A 17,765-nucleotide genomic window follows, 5' to 3' on the forward strand; every position below is an offset into this window, starting at 1 on the left:
ATAGGGACCGCGCCAAAAGGTTCAAGGGGTATCGGAATTGGGTGTGAAATTGCCGCTTTCCCCTCTTTCCCTTGCCGCCGTATTCTCTATACCGCGCAACACGGCAAATGAGGATGCAATTGCGTATTCGTTTTGATCAAGGGCCTGCTGGCCCCGGAACCAATTTCGACTGGCCAGCAAAGGTGATCCGCGCGGACAAGGCGGAGGACGTGCCCCACGCATTGGCGGCGCTGGATGAGGCGCGTGCAGAAGGCGCATGGCTGGCAGGTTATGCAAGCTATGAACTTGGCTATGCGCTTGAGCCTCGCTTGGCTGATCGCCTGCCAAAAGATCGCCGCCTTCCTTTGCTGTGCTTTGGTGTCTACGAAGCACCCGACCAGCGCGATCTGCCCGCGGCTTCGGGCGGCATCACTGGTTTCGAACCACGCTGGGACGAAGACCGCTATCAGCGCGCGTTTCAGCAAGTTCATGATGCCATCGGGGCTGGGGACATCTATCAGGCAAATCTGACTTTCCCGATCGATTTGACCGTCGACGGCGAAAGTGCTGCGTTTTACGCGGCGCTTGCCTCTGGTCAACCGGTAGGTCACGGTGCCTTGGTCGAGCAAGATGGATTGCCGGATTTGCTCAGCCGCTCGCCCGAGCTTTTTTTCCGCACTGATGCGGATCGGGTGATCGAAACCCGCCCTATGAAGGGTACGCAGCCTCGCAGTCAGGACATGGCCGAGGACGCGCGCCGCCGCGATTTTCTGTCAACCGACGAAAAGAACCGGGCTGAGAACTTGATGATCGTCGATCTGCTGCGCAACGACATCAGCCGTGTTGCCTTGCCCGGATCGGTTAAAGTGCCCGAGCTGTTCAAAGTCGAAACATATGCAACCGTGCACCAGATGATCTCGTTGGTGCAGGCGCAATTGCATCTGGGTGCCGAGATCTCAGATATCCTGATGGCTCTGTTTCCCTGCGGCTCGATCACTGGTGCGCCGAAAATCCGCGCGATGGAGATTTTGTCCGACCTCGAACCGTGGCCGCGTGATATCTACTGCGGGGCAATTGGGTGGGCTGCACCTGATGGACGGTCCGAGTTCAACGTGGCCATTCGCACGCTATTGGTTGAGAATGGCAAAGCCACTCTGAACGTAGGCGGTGGCGTGGTTTGGGACAGCACGGCCCCATCGGAATACGAGGAAGCGCTATGGAAAGCCCGTTTTGCGAGCCAATTCCAGAAGGTACACGCCTGATCGAGACTTTTCGCTACGATCCGGGCAGCGGGTTCCATGATCTGTCTCGACACCTGCATAGAATGGACCGTTCGGCCAATGCCTTGGGGTATCCCTTTGATCGAAACGCTACAGAGCAAAAGCTAGAGAGCTTTAGCGCCAATGCGGTCAAGCGCTGTCGGCTGACGCTGGGCGCTGGGGGTGATGTCGAGTTCACCCATGTCGAAATGGCGCAACCCAACGGCAGGTGGGTCGTCGCGATCGCTGATCAACGCCTACGCTCAGATGATCCCTGGCTGCAACATAAAACCACGCAGCGGGCGATCTATGATCAAGCCCGCCAAGCCATGCCGGCAGGGATAGATGAACTACTGTTTCTGAATGAGCGCGAGGAGCTTTGCGAGGGAACGATCACCAACCTTTTCGTCAAGCTGCACAACGGTGACTACGTAACGCCGCCGCTTAGTTCAGGCTGCCTTCCAGGTGTGTTGCGACAGAGGTTGCTTGAGGAAGGCCGGATCAGGGAACAGGTGCTAACTCTGCGTGACTTGCGCGATGCTCAGCTTATATGCGTTGGGAACTCCCTGCGGGGAGAGATTGCTGTTGACTACAGCGGGCGACGTGGACCCCTTAAGTAGCTAGCAAACCTATGATAAATAGGAGATGGCAGTGTTCTCAGGGCGAGCAAATGGCGCAACCAGAATTTAACGGGATTAGCCAACGAGCGGAACCTGCTCGGATGGCAGCAGGCCGGGCACCATCTCAAACCCGATTGCGGGTAGAGTTCGGGCTGTTTTTCATCGTTGTGCCGGTGGTGATCGCCGTTTTCTTTCCACCGAACTGGATGTTCCCGGCGCTGTTTGCCTTCACCGGTTTGGGGATTTTGTTGCTACAAGCGACACCTGATTTTTATTGGGCAGAACTACGCTATGACTGGCGGAATTGGTCGTGGTCCGAGGTCTTGTTGTTCGCGATTGCGATGACAGTGATCTGTTCTGCTCTGGTTCTGATAACTCGGCCTGATGCTGCTTTTGCATTGCTGCTGCGCCGCCCTGAAATGCTGGCCTTTATTTGGCTTGGCTACCCCTTGTTATCTGCTCTCCCGCAGGAACTGTTGTTCCGTTCTCTCTTTTTTCGCCGTTACCATACGATCCTGCCAAGTGGACGAGCGGTATACGTTTTAAACGCGGCGTTATTCTCGTTGGCCCATCTGATGTATTGGAGCTTGATCGTCGCCGTTATGACCTTTGGCGGAGGGCTGCTGTTCACCTGGGCCTATCGAAAGCGCGGGTCCTTTTTCTATGCGGTTCTGTTGCATGCGATTGCAGGGAATATCATCTTTGCTGCGGGTTTGGGCATCTATTTCTACTCGGGCAACGTGCAAAGGCCGTTTTGAGCGGGATACCTGCCTTGACTTTCCAAGCCTGACGGGGTGTATCGGCGCGACGAATTCTGCGCCCGAAGGGATATGATCCATGCACGCCTATCGCAGCCACACCTGCGCCGCTCTGACCGCCGCCAATGTCGGTGAAACCGTCCGCCTGTCCGGTTGGGTGCATCGTGTCCGAGATCACGGCGGCGTGCTGTTCATCGACCTGCGCGACCATTTCGGTGTGACACAAATTCTGTGTGACGGCGATAGTGCAGCTTTTGCCGAGCTCGAGAAGGTGCGTTCTGAATGGTGTATCCGCATCGACGGCACCGTCAAAGCGCGTGACCCCGAGCTGGTGAACCCCAAGTTGCCGACCGGCGAAATCGAGGTTTACGTGCGCGAGCTGGAAGTTCTGGGCGCTGCCGACGAACTGCCGCTGATGGTCTTCGGCGATCAGGAATATCCTGAGGAAACCCGGCTGCGCTATCGCTACCTGGACCTGCGCCGTGAGGCGATGCAGCAAAACATGACCCTGCGCTCGGACGTTGTAGCCTCCATGCGCAAACGCATGTGGGATCAGGGCTTCCGCGAGTATCAGACGCCGATCATCACTGCCTCATCGCCCGAAGGTGCGCGTGACTTCCTTGTGCCCTCGCGTCTGCATCCGGGAAAATTCTACGCGTTGCCCCAGGCTCCTCAGCAGTTCAAACAGCTGATCATGGTGTCGGGCTTTGACAAGTATTTCCAGATCGCGCCCTGTTTCCGCGACGAAGACCCGCGCGCCGACCGTTCGCCGACCGATTTCTACCAGCTTGACCTCGAGATGTCGTTTGTCGAGCAACAGGACGTGTTTGACACGATCCAGCCCGTTCTGACCGGTGTATTCGAAGAGTTCGGCGGTGGCCGCAAAGTCGATCAGGAGTGGCCGCAGATTTCCTATAAAGACTCGGCTCTATGGTATGGCACCGACAAGCCCGACCTGCGTAACCCTATCAAAATGCAGGTGGTCTCTGACCACTTCCGCGGGTCTGGCTTCGCGATTTTCGCGAAGCTGTTGGAGCAGGAAGGCACCGAAATTCGCGCAATCCCAGCGCCGACCGGTGGCAGCCGTAAGTTCTGTGACCGCATGAACGCGTTTGCCCAGAAAGAAGGTCTGCCTGGTATGGGCTACATCTTCTGGCGCGATCAGGGCGAAGGCATGGAGGCCGCAGGTCCTCTGGCCAAAAACATTGGCCCTGAACGTACCGAGGCAATCCGCCAGCAACTGGGGCTGGGTGTTGGTGATGCCGCGTTCTTCCTGGGTGGTAAACCAAAGGCCTTTGAAAAGGTTGCTGGTAAAGCGCGTGACGTGATTGGTGAAGAACTGAACCTGACTGACAAAGACCGTTTTGCTTTCGCCTGGATCGTGGATTTCCCAATCTACGAACAGGACGAAGAAACCGGCGCGATTGACTTTGAACACAACCCGTTCTCGATGCCGCAAGGTGGAATGGAAGCGCTAAACGGCAACCCGTTGGATGTGCGCGGATATCAGTATGATCTGGCGTGTAACGGGTATGAGCTGGTTTCGGGTGCGATCCGGAACCACAAGCCGGAAATTATGCTGAAAGCCTTTGAACTGGCTGGGTATGGCGAGGATGAAGTGAAATCCCGCTTTGGTGCTCTGTTCAATGCGTTCCACTACGGTGCCCCGCCGCACGGTGGTTGTGCGGCTGGCATCGATCGGATCGTGATGCTGTTGGCTGATGAAGCAAACATCCGCGAAGTTATGATGTTCCCGATGAACCAGCGCGCCGAAGACTTGATGATGGATGCGCCGTCCGATCCGACCTCGGACCAGTTGATGGAACTGGGCCTGCGGATTATCCCTCAGGGCTGATATTTAGCCCGCCGCAGCCTCTGCGGCGGGTTTTTTTCTTTGTGGCTGTTGAGCCTTGCCAAAAATGACCCCAGCATTGGCCGTCGTTTCGGGCGAAGTCTTGCGAGCAGCCCGAATGGTACGTGCCGCAGCTCGTGTCTGTAGGTAGATCCAAAGGAACACGACGGCAGTGGTCAGGAAGAATGCGGTCAACATTCAGATCGCCTCGCGCTGTTCCAGACGCGCCTGAACAATACCAGCCAATTGTGCGGTCAATGCAGTGACCGGAGTTCCATCCGCACGCGAAGTAGCCAGCCGTTGGGCAGCTTCGGCCAAGACTGTGTCTTCGGCATCGCGGGCAACGCCGCGTAGAAATTGTGCTGCGTAGTCCAATGTGCGCTGATCATTCGGTCCCGACAGAAGATCGGCGATGTGGGCCATGTCATCCTGATAGGCCATAGGGTCGGCCATAATAACCTCATCCCTGACAGCATGCAGGCTATTGGGGCGGCGGTCTTCAGGCAGGCATTGCAGGATGAAACTTTGAAAGTACGCGAGCGACTTTAGCGGTTTACTCAAAAACCCGTCTGCGCCCGCCCGCATAGCCAAAGCTTGCATGCCCTCGTCTCCGGACATGCCCAGTATTGCCCCGATCCGGGGTGTGGCCTCTGCCAACTCGGCGATCAGGTCCTCACCTGAGCCGTCTGGCAAACCAATATCGACCAAAATGACCGAAGGGCGGTACACTTGCAGATGGCGACGAGCCGACCTCAGGCAATCCGCTCGTCGGATACGGGCGCCACTATGCAGGCACATCAACCGGATTGCGTCGCAGGCATAGCGGCTGTCTTCGACAACCAGAATGGTTTGACCCAGCAGAGGCCGCGTGGCCGTCGGCTGCGCGGGAGAGGCGAAGGGGCTCGAATCGTCCATTGCAGAACTCCTAATCAGCAGATGCCTCACGCTAGGAAGTTCTGGCTAACACGAGGTTAACGGCAATTTGGCGCACTTGTTCTTTCACCAAACTGCCCTCATAACCGCTGCAACGCAGAACAGAGGAGAGTTCCATGATTGGTCGTCTGAACCACGTTGCAATTGCCGTGCCCGATCTCGAGGCGGCGTCCGAGCAGTATCGCAATGCGCTGGGTGCCAAAGTTGGTGCGCCTCAGGACGAACCCGATCATGGTGTGACTGTTGTCTTTATCGAGTTGCCCAACACCAAGATCGAGCTTCTGTACCCGCTGGGTGAGAATAGCCCGATCAACGGGTTTCTGGAAAAGAACCCTGCCGGCGGCATTCACCATGTCTGCTATGAGGTAGATGATATCATCGCCGCTCGTGATCACCTGAAGGAAACCGGGGCTCGTGTACTGGGTTCTGGTGAACCCAAAATCGGTGCGCATGGAAAGCCTGTGCTGTTCCTGCACCCCAAGGACTTTAACGGCTGCCTGGTTGAGCTAGAACAGGTTTAACTCAAGCTATTCGAGGCTGTCATGACGATCACCGCTGCACTGGTCCTGTTCGCCGTCATATGGTTCATGACGCTCCTGATCGTACTACCCATCCGCATCAAGACGCAGGGTGATCTGGGTGACGTCGTCCCGGGCACCCATTCGGGTGCACCGGAAGTGCATCACATGAAGAAGAAAATGTGGATCACCACCGGTATTTCGGTGGTGCTTTGGGCCATTATTGCCGGGATCATCATCTCGGGTGCGATTTCGGTGCGGGACTTCGACTGGTTGAACCAATTGGAGCCACGCGAATAAGCGTCAGGGCGTTGGCCCTGACAGCTTGTGATAGATGTGAGTGAACGTGGCGGCGCCGACAATCGGGATCACCAGGTTCACGAAAGGCACCGACAACGGTATTGCCATCAATGTGCCCGCCATCCAGATCGTTGCAAGGTGCTTGGATCGCAGCTTGCGTGCACCCTCACGCCCAATGCGCCGCATCGCGGCGAGCGTGAAGTATTCTCGGCCTAACAAAAATCCGTTCATCGCCCAAAAGATGAAAGGAGCGAGTGGGGTGAATATAGCGTACAGGATCAGCGCCAATAGGTTCGCCAAGACCAAAACACCCATGAAGCTTAAAGCATCTTGCAGGCCTTCGCTGAATGGAATGCCCGGCGCTTTGGGGAGAGTTGGGTAGTGTTTATCCTCGACAGCCTGCGCGACTTCTTCAAGGAAAAGTGAAATGATGGCCGAGGCCACTGGCATCATCAGAAAGATGGGTAGAATCAGCGCAACAAAGATGCCCGAGTAGTTCAGCGCGTCGTTCAACCATGGAACCGCGCCGATAAATGGCAGTGATATCTCGTCGCCGGACAGCCAGTTGATCATCCATATCGCAAGTGCACAGGCGACGATCAGCAAAAGGATCGTCAGCCCGACTCCGCGCAACAGGACCGCCCTAAACTTGGGGTCTCCGATTTGGCCCAGTGCCGCGAAAAAGGCGTTCAGGATGATCATTCGGAAACCCATTCAGTAAGCGAAGCCACATCCGGGCGAGGGCGCTCTGGCGGAGCGGAACTTTCAGTCGCGATATGGATCAGACCTGCCACGCGTTCGTTCTCGTTCAGACCAAGTGCCTGACGACAGAAATCGCGGTCATGGGTTTGCCAGCCAGACAGCCAGTTCGCCCCCCATCCAGCGGCAAGCGCGGCATTCAGTAGGGCTAGGCATACAGCCCCGGCAGAGTATGTCTGTTCGATCGCCGGAATCTTTTCAGACGGCTTTTGAACTTCGATCACCGCAACGGCCAGATGGCCCATGTCGAACTGGCTGCGTGCTTTGGCGATATCTTCTGGCGACTTGCCCAATCTCGTACCGCAATCCTGTGTCAATTCAGACAGGCGCGGCATGGCACCTTTTTCCAAAACGATAAATCGCCAGGGCTCCAATTTGCCGTGATCCGGGCTTCGAGCGGCTGCAGTCAAAAGAGGCAAAAGCTCTTCACGCGAAGGTGCCGGAGCCACCAGTGTCTTTGCCGGTCGCGACCGGCGCGATTGAAAAAACTCAAGGGCGGCCGGGTTTTTCAAGGACATATGTTAACTTCCTTTACATGGGCAGTCTGTATCTGGTTGAACATCTGGCGGGTTTCAAGGGCAACTGGCTGGACTGGTCGAATGAATTTCATTCCCCGGCCCACCATGCAAGAGTGTTAGGCATCAGGAGTTGACGATGGCGAAACCAAAACTGCGCGACATGCCCGATTTAAGTGCGCAAGCCATTATTGGTGCAGTGATATCCGTGCGGGTCACACCCAAGGCGTCGAAAGACAGTATTGCAGTCGAAAATGGCTCCATTCGCATCACCGTCACCGTACCGCCGGAAAATGGCAAGGCGAACGATGCCGTACGCAAAATCCTAGCGGCCGCAATGGGGGCTGCCCCTTCCGAGCTGGTCCTGAAGCAGGGTCAGACCGCACGGGACAAAACGTTTGTCTATGCGCCCTGAGGAGGGGTTTCCCGGATTTGGTACACACCTTCGGGCAGGTCCAATGCGGCAGCCAAGTCACGCACCTGTTCGGGCGAAAGGGTGATTTTTTGCACTTGGTCCGTGCGAGGGTCCAACTGCTCTATCGTTACACATTCAGCGAAGCTGTTGATGACGACATCCTCTTGCAAAGGCTTGGGGCCTTCATCAACCAGAGTAATGACCGTCGAGTCGAATTCATGCTCAATCGAAAACATAAAACCAAAGTGCAGGGCGGGCTGGCACAATGCAACCCGTTCAATTGCAATCGGGCAGTGGCAGTCACGCCCGGACCGCGCTATGGTTTTAAAAACGGGATCGCCGTTTTGAAGGAAAATTGATGCGCCGTTTGACTTTTTTGCTGTTTCCTTGGGTTTTAGTAGCGTGTGGCGGCGACACTATGCGCGTGCAGCCCGCCGCGGAATGGACGCAGGCCTCTGCGGATTTTGCTGTTCAGGCAAAGACTTTTCAGGAAATAAGTCGCGCAATAGGAAGCGAAGCGCGCGAAGAATGTCTGCGCAGAAGAAAAGTCACCAACTGTGACTTTACCATTCTGGTTGATTTGAATCCGCGCGCACCAGCCAACGCGTTTCAAACGTTGGATGATAAAGACCAACCTGTGATCATTTTTACCCGGTCGATGATTCAGTCTGCTCAAAACGCGGATGAGCTTGCGTTTGTTATGGGACATGAAGCTGCCCATCACGTGTTGGGGCATATTGCCCGGCAATCGCAGAACGCAAAGGAAAGTGCAGTGATCTTTGGCGATCTGGCAGAATTGTACGGTGAAACCGGAAAAGAGCTCGAGCGTTCTCAAAAATTGGGTGCAGAGATCGGCGTTCAGGTGAACCTGAAGGATTTTGAACTTGAGGCCGACGAGTTAGGGACGATTATTACTCATAACGCAGGGTATAACCCGTTGATCGGCGCAAAGTACTTTGCCCGTGTACCTGACCCCGGCGATAGTTTTTTGGGAACGCACCCACCCAATGCAGAGCGTGTCCAAATCGTTATTGATACCGCAAACCAGCTTGGCCTAACGATGCCTTAGGCGTCTTAGCATCAACGATTTGCTCCATGGGGCATACTCCAATCAAAGTGACGAGAATTAAAACGATGACAACAGTTGAGCGGTTAGGGGTGATCCTGACGGATCGGGGCTCGAAATATGCTGTGTCTGGCGCGTCTGTCTCAACGCGTGCTGAAGTTGATGCAGTGCTGCAGGATCTTAAGTCGGATAAGGCTTACGCAAAGGCGACACACAACACCTGGGCGGCGGTTCTTCCGACCGGGGCGCTCAAGGCGGATGACGGCGAAAGCGGAGCTGGTATGGTGATCTTACGTATGTTGGAGCGTGCTGGCCTTGATGGGCACGTCGTGATTGTGACGCGCTGGTATGGTGGCAAAAAGCTGGGTGGAGACCGCTTTCGCCGGGTACAGGACGCTACCAGAGCCTACCTAGAGCACATCGAGGCCGGGTCTTGACCTGAGTCAAAGGCATCCTCGCCAGCTTTGGATACTCTGTCCCTTACGTGTGAAAGGGAAAGGACATCCAATGCCCAACCGAGAAACGCTTAAGCTTCACGCCGGTCTGGTGGACCGGATGGCAACGAAAATCGGAGTCGACCTGGAAAGCGCCGCAATCGACGGAGATGTTTCGATTGATCAGATATCCGACGCTGTTATCAGGTGCACTGACTGCCCGAACCCAGCTCATTGTCAGGATTTTCTGGACAAACCTGATCTTGCGCGCCGCACGCCAGAGTATTGCCGGAACCACGAATTGCTCAGCAAGTTAATGCCTTAAACGGTGGAGTGCGCGATGTCGCAACTTGGACAGATAATGACCCATTTTCGTCTTGTTCATAGCATGGGCAAAGCCACCGGTACGGACGTTGTCGAGGCGCATCGCCAGGGGCATCTGACCCAGAAAGAATGGGCCGATATGATACAGTTCTGCCGTGGATGCGGGTGGGCTAATGAGTGTCCAGAGTGGTTGGAGCGAAATCAGACCGCTGCGAATGCGCCCCAAACTTGCAAGAATCGGCAACGTTTTGCGGCACTAAAAGAGATGCAAAAGCAGGAAATCTGATGAGCCGGAATACTCTTGGAGACGTGGAAAAGCACTTTTGGCTCACCCGCTCCGTCGCCCGCTGCATGAATATTTCACTGACCGAAGCGATGGCCGAGGGCCATTTGTCCGCAGATCAATATGCCGAAATGGTAACGCGTTGCCGGGCATCACATTGCAGCGGGCAATGCGCGCTTTGGCTGTCTGAGCAGCAGTCCGAGGCCAGCGCAGCACCCGAGTTCTGCGCCAGTGCCTCGACTCTGAACGCATTGAAGGCTGAATTATAACTTGGAATGAGATCCGTCGCACAGCGGCGGGTTCGCGCTGTGTTTGCAGCCACAAAAGAAGACCTTTTTGCTGCTTTCAGCCTTATATTTAACGGGTTCTATGCCCGTTTCTTTGTGTGATCCATCGCAGAACGGCTGCTTTTTCGATCGGCCACATGCGCACCAAAAGTAGGTTTTCCCTTCGGTTACCTCGACCGGGTAAGGTGCTTTTTGGGATATCATTGGATCTTGGGGCATGCGGCTACTCCGTCTTTGGCTAATGTCCCGGATCATTGTAGAGCTTAGCGTGAGATAAGGTAGTAAATGCTCAAAAAATTGCTGATTCAGATAGGCTTACAAGCATGCTTTCGCCTTAAGTCACAATCATGTGATTGAATTCGTTGCAATGGCGCGATTCAGGACGTATCCTAACCGTGGCCCCGGATTCTTGGGCGATATCAGAAATTTATAAGAGGATTGATGGACATGAAACTCAAATTTGCTGCCGTTAGCGCAATTGCCTTTGTTTTGGCTGCATGCTCGCAGCAAGAGGAGCCGACCCCGGTCTACATCACGCCCGAGTATGACAAGTACGGCACACCGAGCTGCCCGGCGGGTACTGAGCTGGCTACAACCGAAGCTGGTCAGACCATCTGTAACCCGGTTGCTCAATAAGAATTCCACGGGCGGCTTTCACCAAGGCCGCCCGTACCCATCCGTAGAAATGGCCGCCCCTGAGGCGGTTTTTTCTTGTCTGCCTATGGCTAATCCGGTTTCAGTGTCAGCCACAAAAAGTTGAGGGCAGATGAGAATTTTTTTTACCCGCTTGATGGATCGCACCCGCTGGAGCTGGCAAGGCCTCGTGGACACATGGCGTGAAGAGTATTCCTTCCGCTCATGGGTCTGGGCGAACCTTCTTTCCGCAGCCCTGGTGATTTGGTTGCCTCTAGGCGATGGAATGCGCGCGCTGATATTGGTTTTGGGCTTGCTCGTTCTTGTGGCCGAACTGTTCAACACCGCGATTGAACGTGCAGTAGACCACACCTCAACGGACCACAATGAACTGGCTGGACAGGCCAAAGATGCCGCCAGCGCAGCTGTAGCGTTGACAGCGGTGGCGACGGGGGTGGCTTGGGCGGTGGCTTTGGTCAGCTTGCTCTGAAGTAAGGGGCAGCCTCAGTATCTACGCTGGGATATGCCATAGCGGTAACCACGGTGCTGAATGCCATAGCTCTGCGGAATGCGATATGGTGAAGAGAGCGCTTTGGGAAATCCACGCGCTGTACCGCGGTGTCGTTTAACCGGCTTGGAGTAGAGCGGCTTGGGTTTGGACTTTCGGTGGTAAACCTTGGGCTTTGGTTTGTGGTGATAAACCTTGGGTGCTGCATAGTAACGATGCACGCGAGGCTTGTTGCGGACCTCAAGGCTCAGTGGTTTGGAGTCGATGATAATAAAACCGCCCGTGCCTACACCGTCGGCGATAGCGGGCAGAGAAGAGACCTGTGTTGCCAGAACCACGACAAAGCACTTCAGGCCAAAGGCGCGTAAGGGGGACATTGAACCCTCCTTTTTTCAAGGCGGAATGTCCTTACATCATCCGTGAGTCGGGCGAGAAACGCCAATAAAATTGGCTCACGGTTTCCCGAGGACGGGTTGCCGGTTCAAACCAGCTTACCCCACAAGTCGTATTCCCCAGCCTCATCGACCTCGACCGAAACGATGTCGCCCGGTTTGAGAGCCTCGAAGCTTTCGTCGATGAACAGGTTGCCGTCGATCTCGGGAGCGTCGGATTTAGTTCGACAGGTGGCGGCCTCATCATCGACCTCATCCACAATGACGTCGATTTTCTGACCGACCTTTGCGGCCAACTTAGCCTCAGAAATGGCCTGTGCCTTTTCCATAAAGCGTTCCCAGCGCTCTTGTTTGACCTCGGCAGGGACGTGATCAGGTAAGTCGTTCGATCGTGCGCCATCCACATTTTCGTATTGGAAGCAGCCCACGCGGTCCAGCTGCGCCTCGTCCATCCAATCAAGCAGTGTTTGGAATTCAGCCTCTGTCTCACCTGGGTAGCCAACGATGAAGGTCGAACGCAGGGTGATGTCTGGGCACGTCGCTCGCCACGCGGCGATTTCGTCCAGTGTCTTGGCCGCTGCTGCAGGGCGCGCCATTCGTTTCAGAACGTCCGGGTGAGCATGCTGGAACGGAATATCCAGATAAGGCAGCACATTGCAGCCTGCGTCGGCCATCAGCGGAATCAACTCGCGCACGTGGGGATAGGGGTAGACGTAGTGCAGGCGAATCCACGCATCCAACTGGCCCAACTCACGCGCCAGATCGGTGATATGGCTGCGCACCTCGCGGTCTTTCCACGGGTTCACATCGTATTTGCGATCCAGCCCATAGGCCGATGTGTCTTGCGAGATCACAAGCAATTCACGCACGCCATTGTCGACTAGCTTTTCCGCCTCACGCAACACCGCATGAGCCGGGCGGCTTGCCAGTTTGCCGCGCATATCAGGGATGATGCAGAACTTGCATTTGTGGTTACAGCCTTCGGAGATCTTCAGATAGCTGTAGTGGCGCGGAGTAAGCTGGACGCTGGCCGCAGGCAGCAGGTCGACAAACGGGTCCGGGTCAGGGGGAACGGCGGTATGCACCGCATCCAGCACTTGTTCGTATTGATGCGGCCCTGTCACGGCCATGATACGCGGGTGATGTTCGCGGATATAGTCGGGCTCGGCCCCCAAGCACCCGGTCACGATAACTTTGCCGTTTTCCACCAAAGCTTCGCCAATGGCATCCAGTGACTCGGCTTTGGCACTGTCGAGAAACCCGCAGGTGTTCACGATCACGGCATCCGCGCCTGAATAGTCGGGCGAAATCCCGTACCCTTCGGCCCTCAGGCGGGTCAGAATCCGCTCACTGTCGACCAAAGCCTTTGGGCAACCCAAAGAGACCATACCGATTGTTGGCTGGTTCGGACGCGGCGTGTCGGTGATCCGGGCAGAGGGTGCCAGGTCGGGGCGGAGATTTGGCGGGTTGGTGCTCATGTCGCGGCATATAGTGGGGAACGCTTCCCCTTGCAAATGGAGGCAAGGCTTTGAATGATCTTTTCAACGCATGCCAAATAAGCGGAGAGCAGAAAAATGAAATGGCTGTTGCGCATCCTGTTCCTTTTTGTGGTCGCTATTGGAGTGGTGATTGGCCTTCTTTTGATGATGCCTGGAGACAAGCTTGCGGCTATTCTGGCTGAGCAGGTTAAGGGCCAAACGGGCCGAGAACTAACACTATCTGGCGACGTGAGCCTGTCTTTCTGGCCAGTTCTGGGATTGGAGACAGGCCCGGTTACATTTGGCAATGCGCCCTGGGCGGGGTCTGAACCAATGCTTAGTGCGGAAAGCTTGGCCGTTGGTGTCGAGGCCGCCGCACTGCTGAACGGCGACCTGAAGATTAAGCGCGTTATTGCCAATAACCCTGTTCTGCGCCTCGAACTGTCTAAGGGGCGCGGCAATTGGGAGTTGGAGACTACTGCGCCCGAAACAACGACCGGTGGCGGCGAAAGCAGTGGGGAGCAGGTTGAGGCTACACCCGGCGAAGTCACTCTGGATCATCTCGAGCTGACCAACGCGCGGCTGATTTATACCGAGAATGGCGCAACGAAATTCGATTTCTCGAATGTCGATCTGTCGGCCAGTTGGCGCAGCGCGACCTCGCCCTTAGTTGTGCAGGCGCAAATGGCCGTTACTGGTGGGAAGGTGAATGTGGACCTTAAAATCCCTGATTTGCCTGCATACGCTTCGGGAGTTGCCACACCGATGCAGTTGGCCCTGACAGCTCCGGGGGGCGAAGTCGGATTCGAGGGGCGTGTTAATCTCGCGGGTGAGATGGACGGCCAGCTGGAAGTCAAAACAAACAACACAGAGAAGATGCTTGCCGCCTTTGGGCAGGCCGGAACCAGCGTACCTTTGGGAATGGGACGGAAAGCGGATGTATCAGCCCTGATGACGTACACCCAAGAAGGGCGGATCTCTCTACGTCAAATGCAGCTGCAGTTAGACGACAACCAATTGACAGGCGAAGCCGATATCGAGATTTCTGACCCGCCCAAAATCACTGCGCGGTTACAAGCCGGGGCGCTTGATTTTTCCAGGTACAATGAGGCCTCTGCGCCCTCCAATGGCGGTGGGGCGGCCTCAGCTACTGCGACCCCCGCGGCGGCAGACGGTTGGTCCAGAGAGAAGATAGATGCTTCGGCTCTGGCGCTGGCCAATGGGGAAATTCGACTGAAAGCCGCCTCGATTGCTGTGCCCGAACTTACGCTTGGGCCGAGCGATCTGACGCTCAGTCTCGATCGGTCCCGGGCGGTTTTGCAGATGAATCCGGCAACCCTGTTTTCCGGGCAGCTGACCGGACAGGTTGTCGCAAACAATCGGAACGGGCTGTCGGTCGGGGGAAAGCTGAATGCCAAAGATGTTGACCTGCAACAAGCGCTGTCCACCCTCGCGGGCATAGAGCGGCTGACGGGATCAGCCTCGGGAGCGTTTGAGTTTCTTGGGGTTGGACAGACGGAAAACCAGATCATGTATTCGCTCAGCGGTAAGGGCAACCTGAGCGTCGGCAGAGGGGTGATCTCTGGCTTTGACCTTGATCGACTGATGGGGAGAGACAAAGGGTCCGGCGGTGCGACCGTATTCAATAGCCTCACAGCCAGTTTTACAATCGACAAGGGTATCCTCAAAAACGACGATTTGCTGATGTCTCTTGATAACTTCAGGGCAGACGGAAAAGGACGGGTCGGCATTGGCGGACGCAATATCGACTATCTATTTACCCCTGTCGCCTTGCGGGCAAACTCTGGTCAGGGTTTGGCCGTTCCAGTTCGGATCGTTGGACCGTGGAGCAACCCTGCTATCAAGCCTGATTTGACGAAGGTGATCGAAGCTGCGGCAGAGGGGAAACTCAAGGACCTTGAGGATGATGCCAAGCAACAGGTTCTGGAAAAGGTCGGCGATGAGTTGGGTTCGACCGTGACTGAAACCGAAGACATCGAAGATGCGTTAAAAAACAAACTTGAGGAAGAGGCAAAGAAAGGTCTGCTCAAGCTGTTTGGAGGGAACTAAAAGAGTTGGGGGCGCATGTCGCGCCCCCCAAAGTGCTTATATCGTCTGATCGTAGTCGCCAACGCCAGGCTCTGTTCGGATCACAGCGTCGATGTCAGCGAAGATGGCACGCATTTCCTCTTCACTCTCGCTGCTTTCACAAACCACAACGAGGTTCGGCGTATTCGAGGAAGCCCGAACAAGCCCCCAGCTGCCATTATCCAGAATGACACGTGCGCCGTTGACCGTGACAACTTCTTTGATGGCGCGGCCGGCGAAGTTCTCACCTGCATCAGCCTTAGCAACCAGTTTGTCGACAAGACGATTGAGGATGTCATACTTCTCGGTATCGGCGGCGTAGGGCGACATGGTCGGTGTTGACCACGTTTTGGGCAGCGCTTTACGCAGGTCGGACATGCTTTGGTTCGGGTTGCGGTCCATCAGCTTGCAGATCTCGACTGCCACGCGCATGCCGCAGTCATATCCGCGCCCGATCGGTTCCGCCAAAAAGTAGTGGCCTGACTTTTCGAAACCAGCCAACGCGTTGATCTCTTTTACCCGACGCTTCATGTGGCTGTGCCCGGTCTTCCAGTAGTCGGCCTTTACGCCATGGGCCTGCAATTCAGGGTCACTGGCAAACAGACCTGTCGATTTAACGTCCGCCACAAAGGTTGAATTGGGGTAAATTTTGGCCAGATCGCGGGCCATGATAACACCGACCTTGTCGGCGAATATCTCTTCACCCTCGTCATCTACAACACCACAACGATCACCGTCGCCATCAAACCCAAGTGCCATATCGGCACCGCTGGCTTTCACGGTGTCTGCCATGTCATGCAGCATCTCCATGGCTTCGGGGTTAGGGTTGTAGTTAGGGAAAGTGTAGTCCAGCCGATTGTGGCTGGGGACTACTTCGACGCCCATGCGCTCAAAAATCTCAGGAGCAAAGGCAGAGGCCGTCCCGTTGCCGGTCGCGCAGACGACCTTGAGTGGGCGAGACATTTTGAAATCACCGACCAGATCATCGATATACGCTTCTTTCACGCCGTCGACGAATTCGTAAGACCCGCCTTCGTGCGGCACACCCTCACCATTCAGGACGATATCACGCAGTTCTGACATTTCGTCCGGACCATGTGTCAAAGGACGGTCAAAACCCATCTTCACGCCGGTCCAGCCGTTCGGATTGTGGCTGGCTGTAACCATTGCTACCGCCGGAACATCCAGATGGAACTGAGCAAAATAGGCCATCGGGCTGAGTGCCGGGCCGATGTCTTTGACTTGAATCCCGGCCTGCATCAGACCCAGGATCAACGCATTTTTGATCGCCAGCGAGTAGTCGCGATAGTCGTTTCCGACCGCAATAACGGGCTCAATCCCACGTTTGCGCATCTGTGTCCCGAGGCCCAGCCCCAAGGCTGTCATACCGGGCAGGTTGATTTCTTCGGGATATTTCCAGCGCGCGTCGTATTCGCGAAACCCTGTGGGTTTAATCATCGCGTCACGCAAAAAGCTCCAGGTGTTTGGGGTCACCTCGGGGATGGGTTTGGTCATATTATCGCTCTTGGTTAAATTTGAAGTGGGTTAGCTTTGGCGAGTACATCAAAGCGCATCAATAGCTCAATGAGCTGGGGCATTTGATCCAGATAGATCATGTTCGGGCCGTCGGATGGGGATCTGTCGGGATCCTCATGCGTTTCAATAAACACCGAACTCACACCGATTGCTGCAGCCGCGCGTGCCATTAGCGGGGCAAATTCACGCTGACCTCCAGTCGATCCGCCAAGTCCGGCTGGCTGCTGAACTGAATGAGTAGCGTCCATCACGACGGGATAACCGGTCGCCGCCATCTGCGGAAGCGAACGCATATCTGTAACCAACGTGTTGTAACCAAACGAGGTACCACGCTCGGTCAGCAGAATGTTGTTATTCCCGACGCTCTCAATCTTGGTGACGATGTTGGCCATGTCCCAAGGCGCCAGAAACTGACCTTTCTTGACATTGATGGCCGCACCCGTTTGCGCGGCGGCGAGCACCAAGTCGGTTTGCCGGCACAACAGGGCAGGGATTTGCAAGACGTCACATACTTCTGCCGCGTCCACGCATTGTTCTGGTGTGTGCACGTCCGTTAAAACCGGCACTCCGATTTGTTGCTTAACGCTTTCCAAAATTTCGAGCCCTTTGGAAATCCCGGGGCCGCGGACGCCTGAAATTGAGGTTCGGTTCGCCTTGTCGAAAGATGCTTTGAATACATATTGCGCGCCGGCGGCATCGCAGGCCTCTTTCATTTTGCCTGCGATCATCTGAGCATGATCGGCGGTTTCAAGTTGGCAGGGTCCGGCAATGATTGTTAGGGGCAGATCATTGCCGACCGTTAGATCGGAGATTTTTACATGTTTCATG

The 17,765-nt window shown here is 55.5% G+C and carries 25 protein-coding genes; 15 read left to right on the forward strand and 10 right to left on the reverse strand.

Features of this window, described 5'->3' with window-relative positions; genetic code table 11:
- The first annotated feature begins 113 nt into the window (after window positions 1–113).
- From ACR0EO_RS08845 to aspS, 4 genes are all read left to right on the forward strand, one after another.
- Entirely contained in the window at window positions 114–1,241 is a 1,128-nt protein-coding gene (locus ACR0EO_RS08845) for an aminodeoxychorismate synthase component I (RefSeq protein ID WP_480688999.1), read from the forward strand.
- Window positions 1,196–1,858, forward strand: a complete 663-nt coding sequence (locus ACR0EO_RS08850) for an aminotransferase class IV family protein (RefSeq protein WP_480689001.1) — start codon at window positions 1,196–1,198, stop codon at window positions 1,856–1,858. Before ACR0EO_RS08845 ends, ACR0EO_RS08850 begins: the two co-directional genes overlap by 46 nt.
- A gap of 50 nt (window positions 1,859–1,908) precedes the next feature.
- Entirely contained in the window at window positions 1,909–2,616 is a 708-nt protein-coding gene (locus ACR0EO_RS08855; RefSeq protein WP_480689003.1) for a CPBP family intramembrane glutamic endopeptidase, read from the forward strand.
- A 79-nt stretch (window positions 2,617–2,695) separates the two neighbouring features.
- Window positions 2,696–4,471 (forward strand): aspartate--tRNA ligase, encoded by a 1,776-nt coding sequence (gene aspS / locus ACR0EO_RS08860; RefSeq protein WP_480689005.1) that lies wholly within the window; start codon window positions 2,696–2,698, stop codon window positions 4,469–4,471.
- 3 nt (window positions 4,472–4,474) lie between these two features.
- Here the strand turns inward: aspS and ACR0EO_RS08865 are convergent, their stop codons facing one another.
- Both ACR0EO_RS08865 and ACR0EO_RS08870 read right to left on the reverse strand, forming a co-directional pair.
- The gene (locus tag ACR0EO_RS08865) at window positions 4,475–4,666 is read right to left on the reverse strand and encodes a hypothetical protein (RefSeq protein ID WP_480689007.1); all 192 of its coding nucleotides are present in this window, start codon (window positions 4,664–4,666) and stop codon (window positions 4,475–4,477) included.
- Window positions 4,667–5,383, reverse strand: coding sequence for a response regulator (locus tag ACR0EO_RS08870; protein ID WP_480689009.1), 717 nt, complete (start codon window positions 5,381–5,383; stop codon window positions 4,667–4,669).
- A 134-nt stretch (window positions 5,384–5,517) separates the two neighbouring features.
- Here ACR0EO_RS08870 and mce point away from each other — a divergent pair, with 134 nt between their 5' ends.
- Together mce and ACR0EO_RS08880 are read left to right on the forward strand one after the other, a co-directional pair.
- On the forward strand, window positions 5,518–5,922 hold the full coding sequence (gene mce, locus ACR0EO_RS08875; RefSeq protein ID WP_480689011.1) for a methylmalonyl-CoA epimerase: 405 nt from the start codon (window positions 5,518–5,520) through the stop codon (window positions 5,920–5,922).
- Window positions 5,923–5,943: 21 nt separating this feature from the next.
- The gene (locus ACR0EO_RS08880) at window positions 5,944–6,219 is read left to right on the forward strand and encodes a DUF1467 family protein (protein ID WP_480689013.1); all 276 of its coding nucleotides are present in this window, start codon (window positions 5,944–5,946) and stop codon (window positions 6,217–6,219) included.
- Between the two features lie 3 nt (window positions 6,220–6,222).
- On the opposite strand, the gene ACR0EO_RS08885 is transcribed toward ACR0EO_RS08880, so the two are convergent.
- Window positions 6,223–6,921, reverse strand: a complete 699-nt coding sequence (locus tag ACR0EO_RS08885; RefSeq protein WP_480689015.1) for an EI24 domain-containing protein — start codon at window positions 6,919–6,921, stop codon at window positions 6,223–6,225.
- On the reverse strand, window positions 6,918–7,496 hold the full coding sequence (locus ACR0EO_RS08890; RefSeq protein WP_480689017.1) for a nitroreductase family protein: 579 nt from the start codon (window positions 7,494–7,496) through the stop codon (window positions 6,918–6,920). Before ACR0EO_RS08890 ends, ACR0EO_RS08885 begins: the two co-directional genes overlap by 4 nt.
- 136 nt (window positions 7,497–7,632) lie before the next feature.
- Here ACR0EO_RS08890 and ACR0EO_RS08895 point away from each other — a divergent pair, with 136 nt between their 5' ends.
- Window positions 7,633–7,908, forward strand: coding sequence for a DUF167 domain-containing protein (locus tag ACR0EO_RS08895; RefSeq protein WP_480689019.1), 276 nt, complete (start codon window positions 7,633–7,635; stop codon window positions 7,906–7,908).
- Here ACR0EO_RS08895 and ACR0EO_RS08900 read toward each other — a convergent pair.
- Entirely contained in the window at window positions 7,896–8,144 is a 249-nt protein-coding gene (locus tag ACR0EO_RS08900) for a hypothetical protein (protein WP_480689021.1), read from the reverse strand. The genes ACR0EO_RS08895 and ACR0EO_RS08900 overlap by 13 nt on opposite strands.
- Before the next feature lie 122 nt (window positions 8,145–8,266).
- On the opposite strand from ACR0EO_RS08900, the gene ACR0EO_RS08905 reads away from it, so the two are divergent.
- From ACR0EO_RS08905 to ACR0EO_RS08925, 5 genes are all read left to right on the forward strand, one after another.
- Entirely contained in the window at window positions 8,267–8,977 is a 711-nt protein-coding gene (locus tag ACR0EO_RS08905) for a M48 family metallopeptidase (RefSeq protein WP_480689023.1), read from the forward strand.
- 65 nt (window positions 8,978–9,042) lie between these two features.
- On the forward strand, window positions 9,043–9,411 hold the full coding sequence (locus ACR0EO_RS08910) for a YigZ family protein (protein WP_480689025.1): 369 nt from the start codon (window positions 9,043–9,045) through the stop codon (window positions 9,409–9,411).
- A gap of 70 nt (window positions 9,412–9,481) precedes the next feature.
- Window positions 9,482–9,733: a DUF6455 family protein gene (locus ACR0EO_RS08915; protein WP_480689026.1), complete on the forward strand. Its 252-nt coding sequence runs from the start codon at window positions 9,482–9,484 to the stop codon at window positions 9,731–9,733.
- Window positions 9,734–9,748: 15 nt separating this feature from the next.
- Window positions 9,749–10,018 (forward strand): DUF6455 family protein, encoded by a 270-nt coding sequence (locus tag ACR0EO_RS08920; RefSeq protein WP_480689028.1) that lies wholly within the window; start codon window positions 9,749–9,751, stop codon window positions 10,016–10,018.
- Window positions 10,018–10,284 carry a DUF6455 family protein gene (locus tag ACR0EO_RS08925; RefSeq protein WP_480689030.1) on the forward strand — a complete coding sequence of 89 codons (267 nt, stop codon included), beginning with the start codon at window positions 10,018–10,020 and terminating at the stop codon, window positions 10,282–10,284. The genes ACR0EO_RS08920 and ACR0EO_RS08925 overlap by 1 nt, the downstream gene beginning before the upstream one ends.
- On the opposite strand, the gene ACR0EO_RS08930 is transcribed toward ACR0EO_RS08925, so the two are convergent.
- Window positions 10,279–10,521, reverse strand: a complete 243-nt coding sequence (locus tag ACR0EO_RS08930) for a CDGSH iron-sulfur domain-containing protein (protein WP_480689032.1) — start codon at window positions 10,519–10,521, stop codon at window positions 10,279–10,281. The two genes, ACR0EO_RS08925 and ACR0EO_RS08930, sit on opposite strands and share 6 nt — an antisense overlap.
- Before the next feature lie 228 nt (window positions 10,522–10,749).
- On the opposite strand from ACR0EO_RS08930, the gene ACR0EO_RS08935 reads away from it, so the two are divergent.
- Both ACR0EO_RS08935 and ACR0EO_RS08940 read left to right on the forward strand, forming a co-directional pair.
- Window positions 10,750–10,938 carry a hypothetical protein gene (locus tag ACR0EO_RS08935; RefSeq protein WP_480689034.1) on the forward strand — a complete coding sequence of 63 codons (189 nt, stop codon included), beginning with the start codon at window positions 10,750–10,752 and terminating at the stop codon, window positions 10,936–10,938.
- 130 nt (window positions 10,939–11,068) lie between these two features.
- Window positions 11,069–11,425 (forward strand): diacylglycerol kinase, encoded by a 357-nt coding sequence (locus ACR0EO_RS08940; RefSeq protein WP_480689036.1) that lies wholly within the window; start codon window positions 11,069–11,071, stop codon window positions 11,423–11,425.
- 14 nt (window positions 11,426–11,439) lie between these two features.
- Here the strand turns inward: ACR0EO_RS08940 and ACR0EO_RS08945 are convergent, their stop codons facing one another.
- Complete coding sequence (locus ACR0EO_RS08945) at window positions 11,440–11,820, reverse strand: hypothetical protein (protein ID WP_480689038.1); 381 nt, start codon at window positions 11,818–11,820, stop codon at window positions 11,440–11,442.
- 104 nt (window positions 11,821–11,924) lie between these two features.
- Window positions 11,925–13,313: a 30S ribosomal protein S12 methylthiotransferase RimO gene (rimO, locus tag ACR0EO_RS08950; RefSeq protein WP_480689040.1), complete on the reverse strand. Its 1,389-nt coding sequence runs from the start codon at window positions 13,311–13,313 to the stop codon at window positions 11,925–11,927.
- Between the two features lie 96 nt (window positions 13,314–13,409).
- On the opposite strand from rimO, the gene ACR0EO_RS08955 reads away from it, so the two are divergent.
- A complete protein-coding gene (locus ACR0EO_RS08955; protein ID WP_480689042.1) occupies window positions 13,410–15,383 on the forward strand; it encodes an AsmA family protein in 1,974 nt (657 codons plus the stop codon).
- A 36-nt stretch (window positions 15,384–15,419) separates the two neighbouring features.
- On the opposite strand, the gene ACR0EO_RS08960 is transcribed toward ACR0EO_RS08955, so the two are convergent.
- Both ACR0EO_RS08960 and kdsA read right to left on the reverse strand, forming a co-directional pair.
- A complete protein-coding gene (locus ACR0EO_RS08960; protein ID WP_480689044.1) occupies window positions 15,420–16,916 on the reverse strand; it encodes a phosphomannomutase/phosphoglucomutase in 1,497 nt (498 codons plus the stop codon).
- Between the two features lie 14 nt (window positions 16,917–16,930).
- Window positions 16,931–17,764, reverse strand: coding sequence for a 3-deoxy-8-phosphooctulonate synthase (gene kdsA, locus ACR0EO_RS08965; RefSeq protein ID WP_480689046.1), 834 nt, complete (start codon window positions 17,762–17,764; stop codon window positions 16,931–16,933).
- Between the last annotated feature and the right edge of the window lies 1 nt (window position 17,765).

This window comes from Ruegeria sp. BE9, from assembly GCF_056538765.1.

Excerpts from the sequence above, each read along its gene's own strand:
- ACR0EO_RS08905 (WP_480689023.1), top strand. The coding sequence starts at position 8,267 with ATGCGCCGTTTGACTTTTTTGCTGTTTCCTTGGGTTTTAGTAGCGTGT.
- ACR0EO_RS08895 (WP_480689019.1), top strand. The coding sequence starts at position 7,633 with ATGGCGAAACCAAAACTGCGCGACATGCCCGATTTAAGTGCGCAAGCC.
- ACR0EO_RS08915 (WP_480689026.1), top strand. The coding sequence starts at position 9,482 with ATGCCCAACCGAGAAACGCTTAAGCTTCACGCCGGTCTGGTGGACCGG.
- ACR0EO_RS08920 (WP_480689028.1), top strand. The coding sequence starts at position 9,749 with ATGTCGCAACTTGGACAGATAATGACCCATTTTCGTCTTGTTCATAGC.
- ACR0EO_RS08925 (WP_480689030.1), top strand. The coding sequence starts at position 10,018 with ATGAGCCGGAATACTCTTGGAGACGTGGAAAAGCACTTTTGGCTCACC.
- mce (WP_480689011.1), top strand. The coding sequence starts at position 5,518 with ATGATTGGTCGTCTGAACCACGTTGCAATTGCCGTGCCCGATCTCGAG.
- ACR0EO_RS08910 (WP_480689025.1), top strand. The coding sequence starts at position 9,043 with ATGACAACAGTTGAGCGGTTAGGGGTGATCCTGACGGATCGGGGCTCG.
- ACR0EO_RS08940 (WP_480689036.1), top strand. The coding sequence starts at position 11,069 with ATGAGAATTTTTTTTACCCGCTTGATGGATCGCACCCGCTGGAGCTGG.
- ACR0EO_RS08845 (WP_480688999.1), top strand. The coding sequence starts at position 114 with ATGCAATTGCGTATTCGTTTTGATCAAGGGCCTGCTGGCCCCGGAACC.
- ACR0EO_RS08900 (WP_480689021.1), bottom strand. The coding sequence starts at position 8,144 with ATGTTTTCGATTGAGCATGAATTCGACTCGACGGTCATTACTCTGGTT.
- rimO (WP_480689040.1), bottom strand. The coding sequence starts at position 13,313 with ATGAGCACCAACCCGCCAAATCTCCGCCCCGACCTGGCACCCTCTGCC.
- ACR0EO_RS08935 (WP_480689034.1), top strand. The coding sequence starts at position 10,750 with ATGAAACTCAAATTTGCTGCCGTTAGCGCAATTGCCTTTGTTTTGGCT.
- aspS (WP_480689005.1), top strand. The coding sequence starts at position 2,696 with ATGCACGCCTATCGCAGCCACACCTGCGCCGCTCTGACCGCCGCCAAT.
- kdsA (WP_480689046.1), bottom strand. The coding sequence starts at position 17,764 with ATGAAACATGTAAAAATCTCCGATCTAACGGTCGGCAATGATCTGCCC.
- ACR0EO_RS08870 (WP_480689009.1), bottom strand. The coding sequence starts at position 5,383 with ATGGACGATTCGAGCCCCTTCGCCTCTCCCGCGCAGCCGACGGCCACG.
- ACR0EO_RS08955 (WP_480689042.1), top strand. The coding sequence starts at position 13,410 with ATGAAATGGCTGTTGCGCATCCTGTTCCTTTTTGTGGTCGCTATTGGA.
- ACR0EO_RS08930 (WP_480689032.1), bottom strand. The coding sequence starts at position 10,521 with ATGCCCCAAGATCCAATGATATCCCAAAAAGCACCTTACCCGGTCGAG.
- ACR0EO_RS08880 (WP_480689013.1), top strand. The coding sequence starts at position 5,944 with ATGACGATCACCGCTGCACTGGTCCTGTTCGCCGTCATATGGTTCATG.
- ACR0EO_RS08855 (WP_480689003.1), top strand. The coding sequence starts at position 1,909 with ATGGCGCAACCAGAATTTAACGGGATTAGCCAACGAGCGGAACCTGCT.
- ACR0EO_RS08890 (WP_480689017.1), bottom strand. The coding sequence starts at position 7,496 with ATGTCCTTGAAAAACCCGGCCGCCCTTGAGTTTTTTCAATCGCGCCGG.
- ACR0EO_RS08885 (WP_480689015.1), bottom strand. The coding sequence starts at position 6,921 with ATGATCATCCTGAACGCCTTTTTCGCGGCACTGGGCCAAATCGGAGAC.
- ACR0EO_RS08945 (WP_480689038.1), bottom strand. The coding sequence starts at position 11,820 with ATGTCCCCCTTACGCGCCTTTGGCCTGAAGTGCTTTGTCGTGGTTCTG.
- ACR0EO_RS08865 (WP_480689007.1), bottom strand. The coding sequence starts at position 4,666 with ATGTTGACCGCATTCTTCCTGACCACTGCCGTCGTGTTCCTTTGGATC.
- ACR0EO_RS08850 (WP_480689001.1), top strand. The coding sequence starts at position 1,196 with ATGGAAAGCCCGTTTTGCGAGCCAATTCCAGAAGGTACACGCCTGATC.
- ACR0EO_RS08960 (WP_480689044.1), bottom strand. The coding sequence starts at position 16,916 with ATGACCAAACCCATCCCCGAGGTGACCCCAAACACCTGGAGCTTTTTG.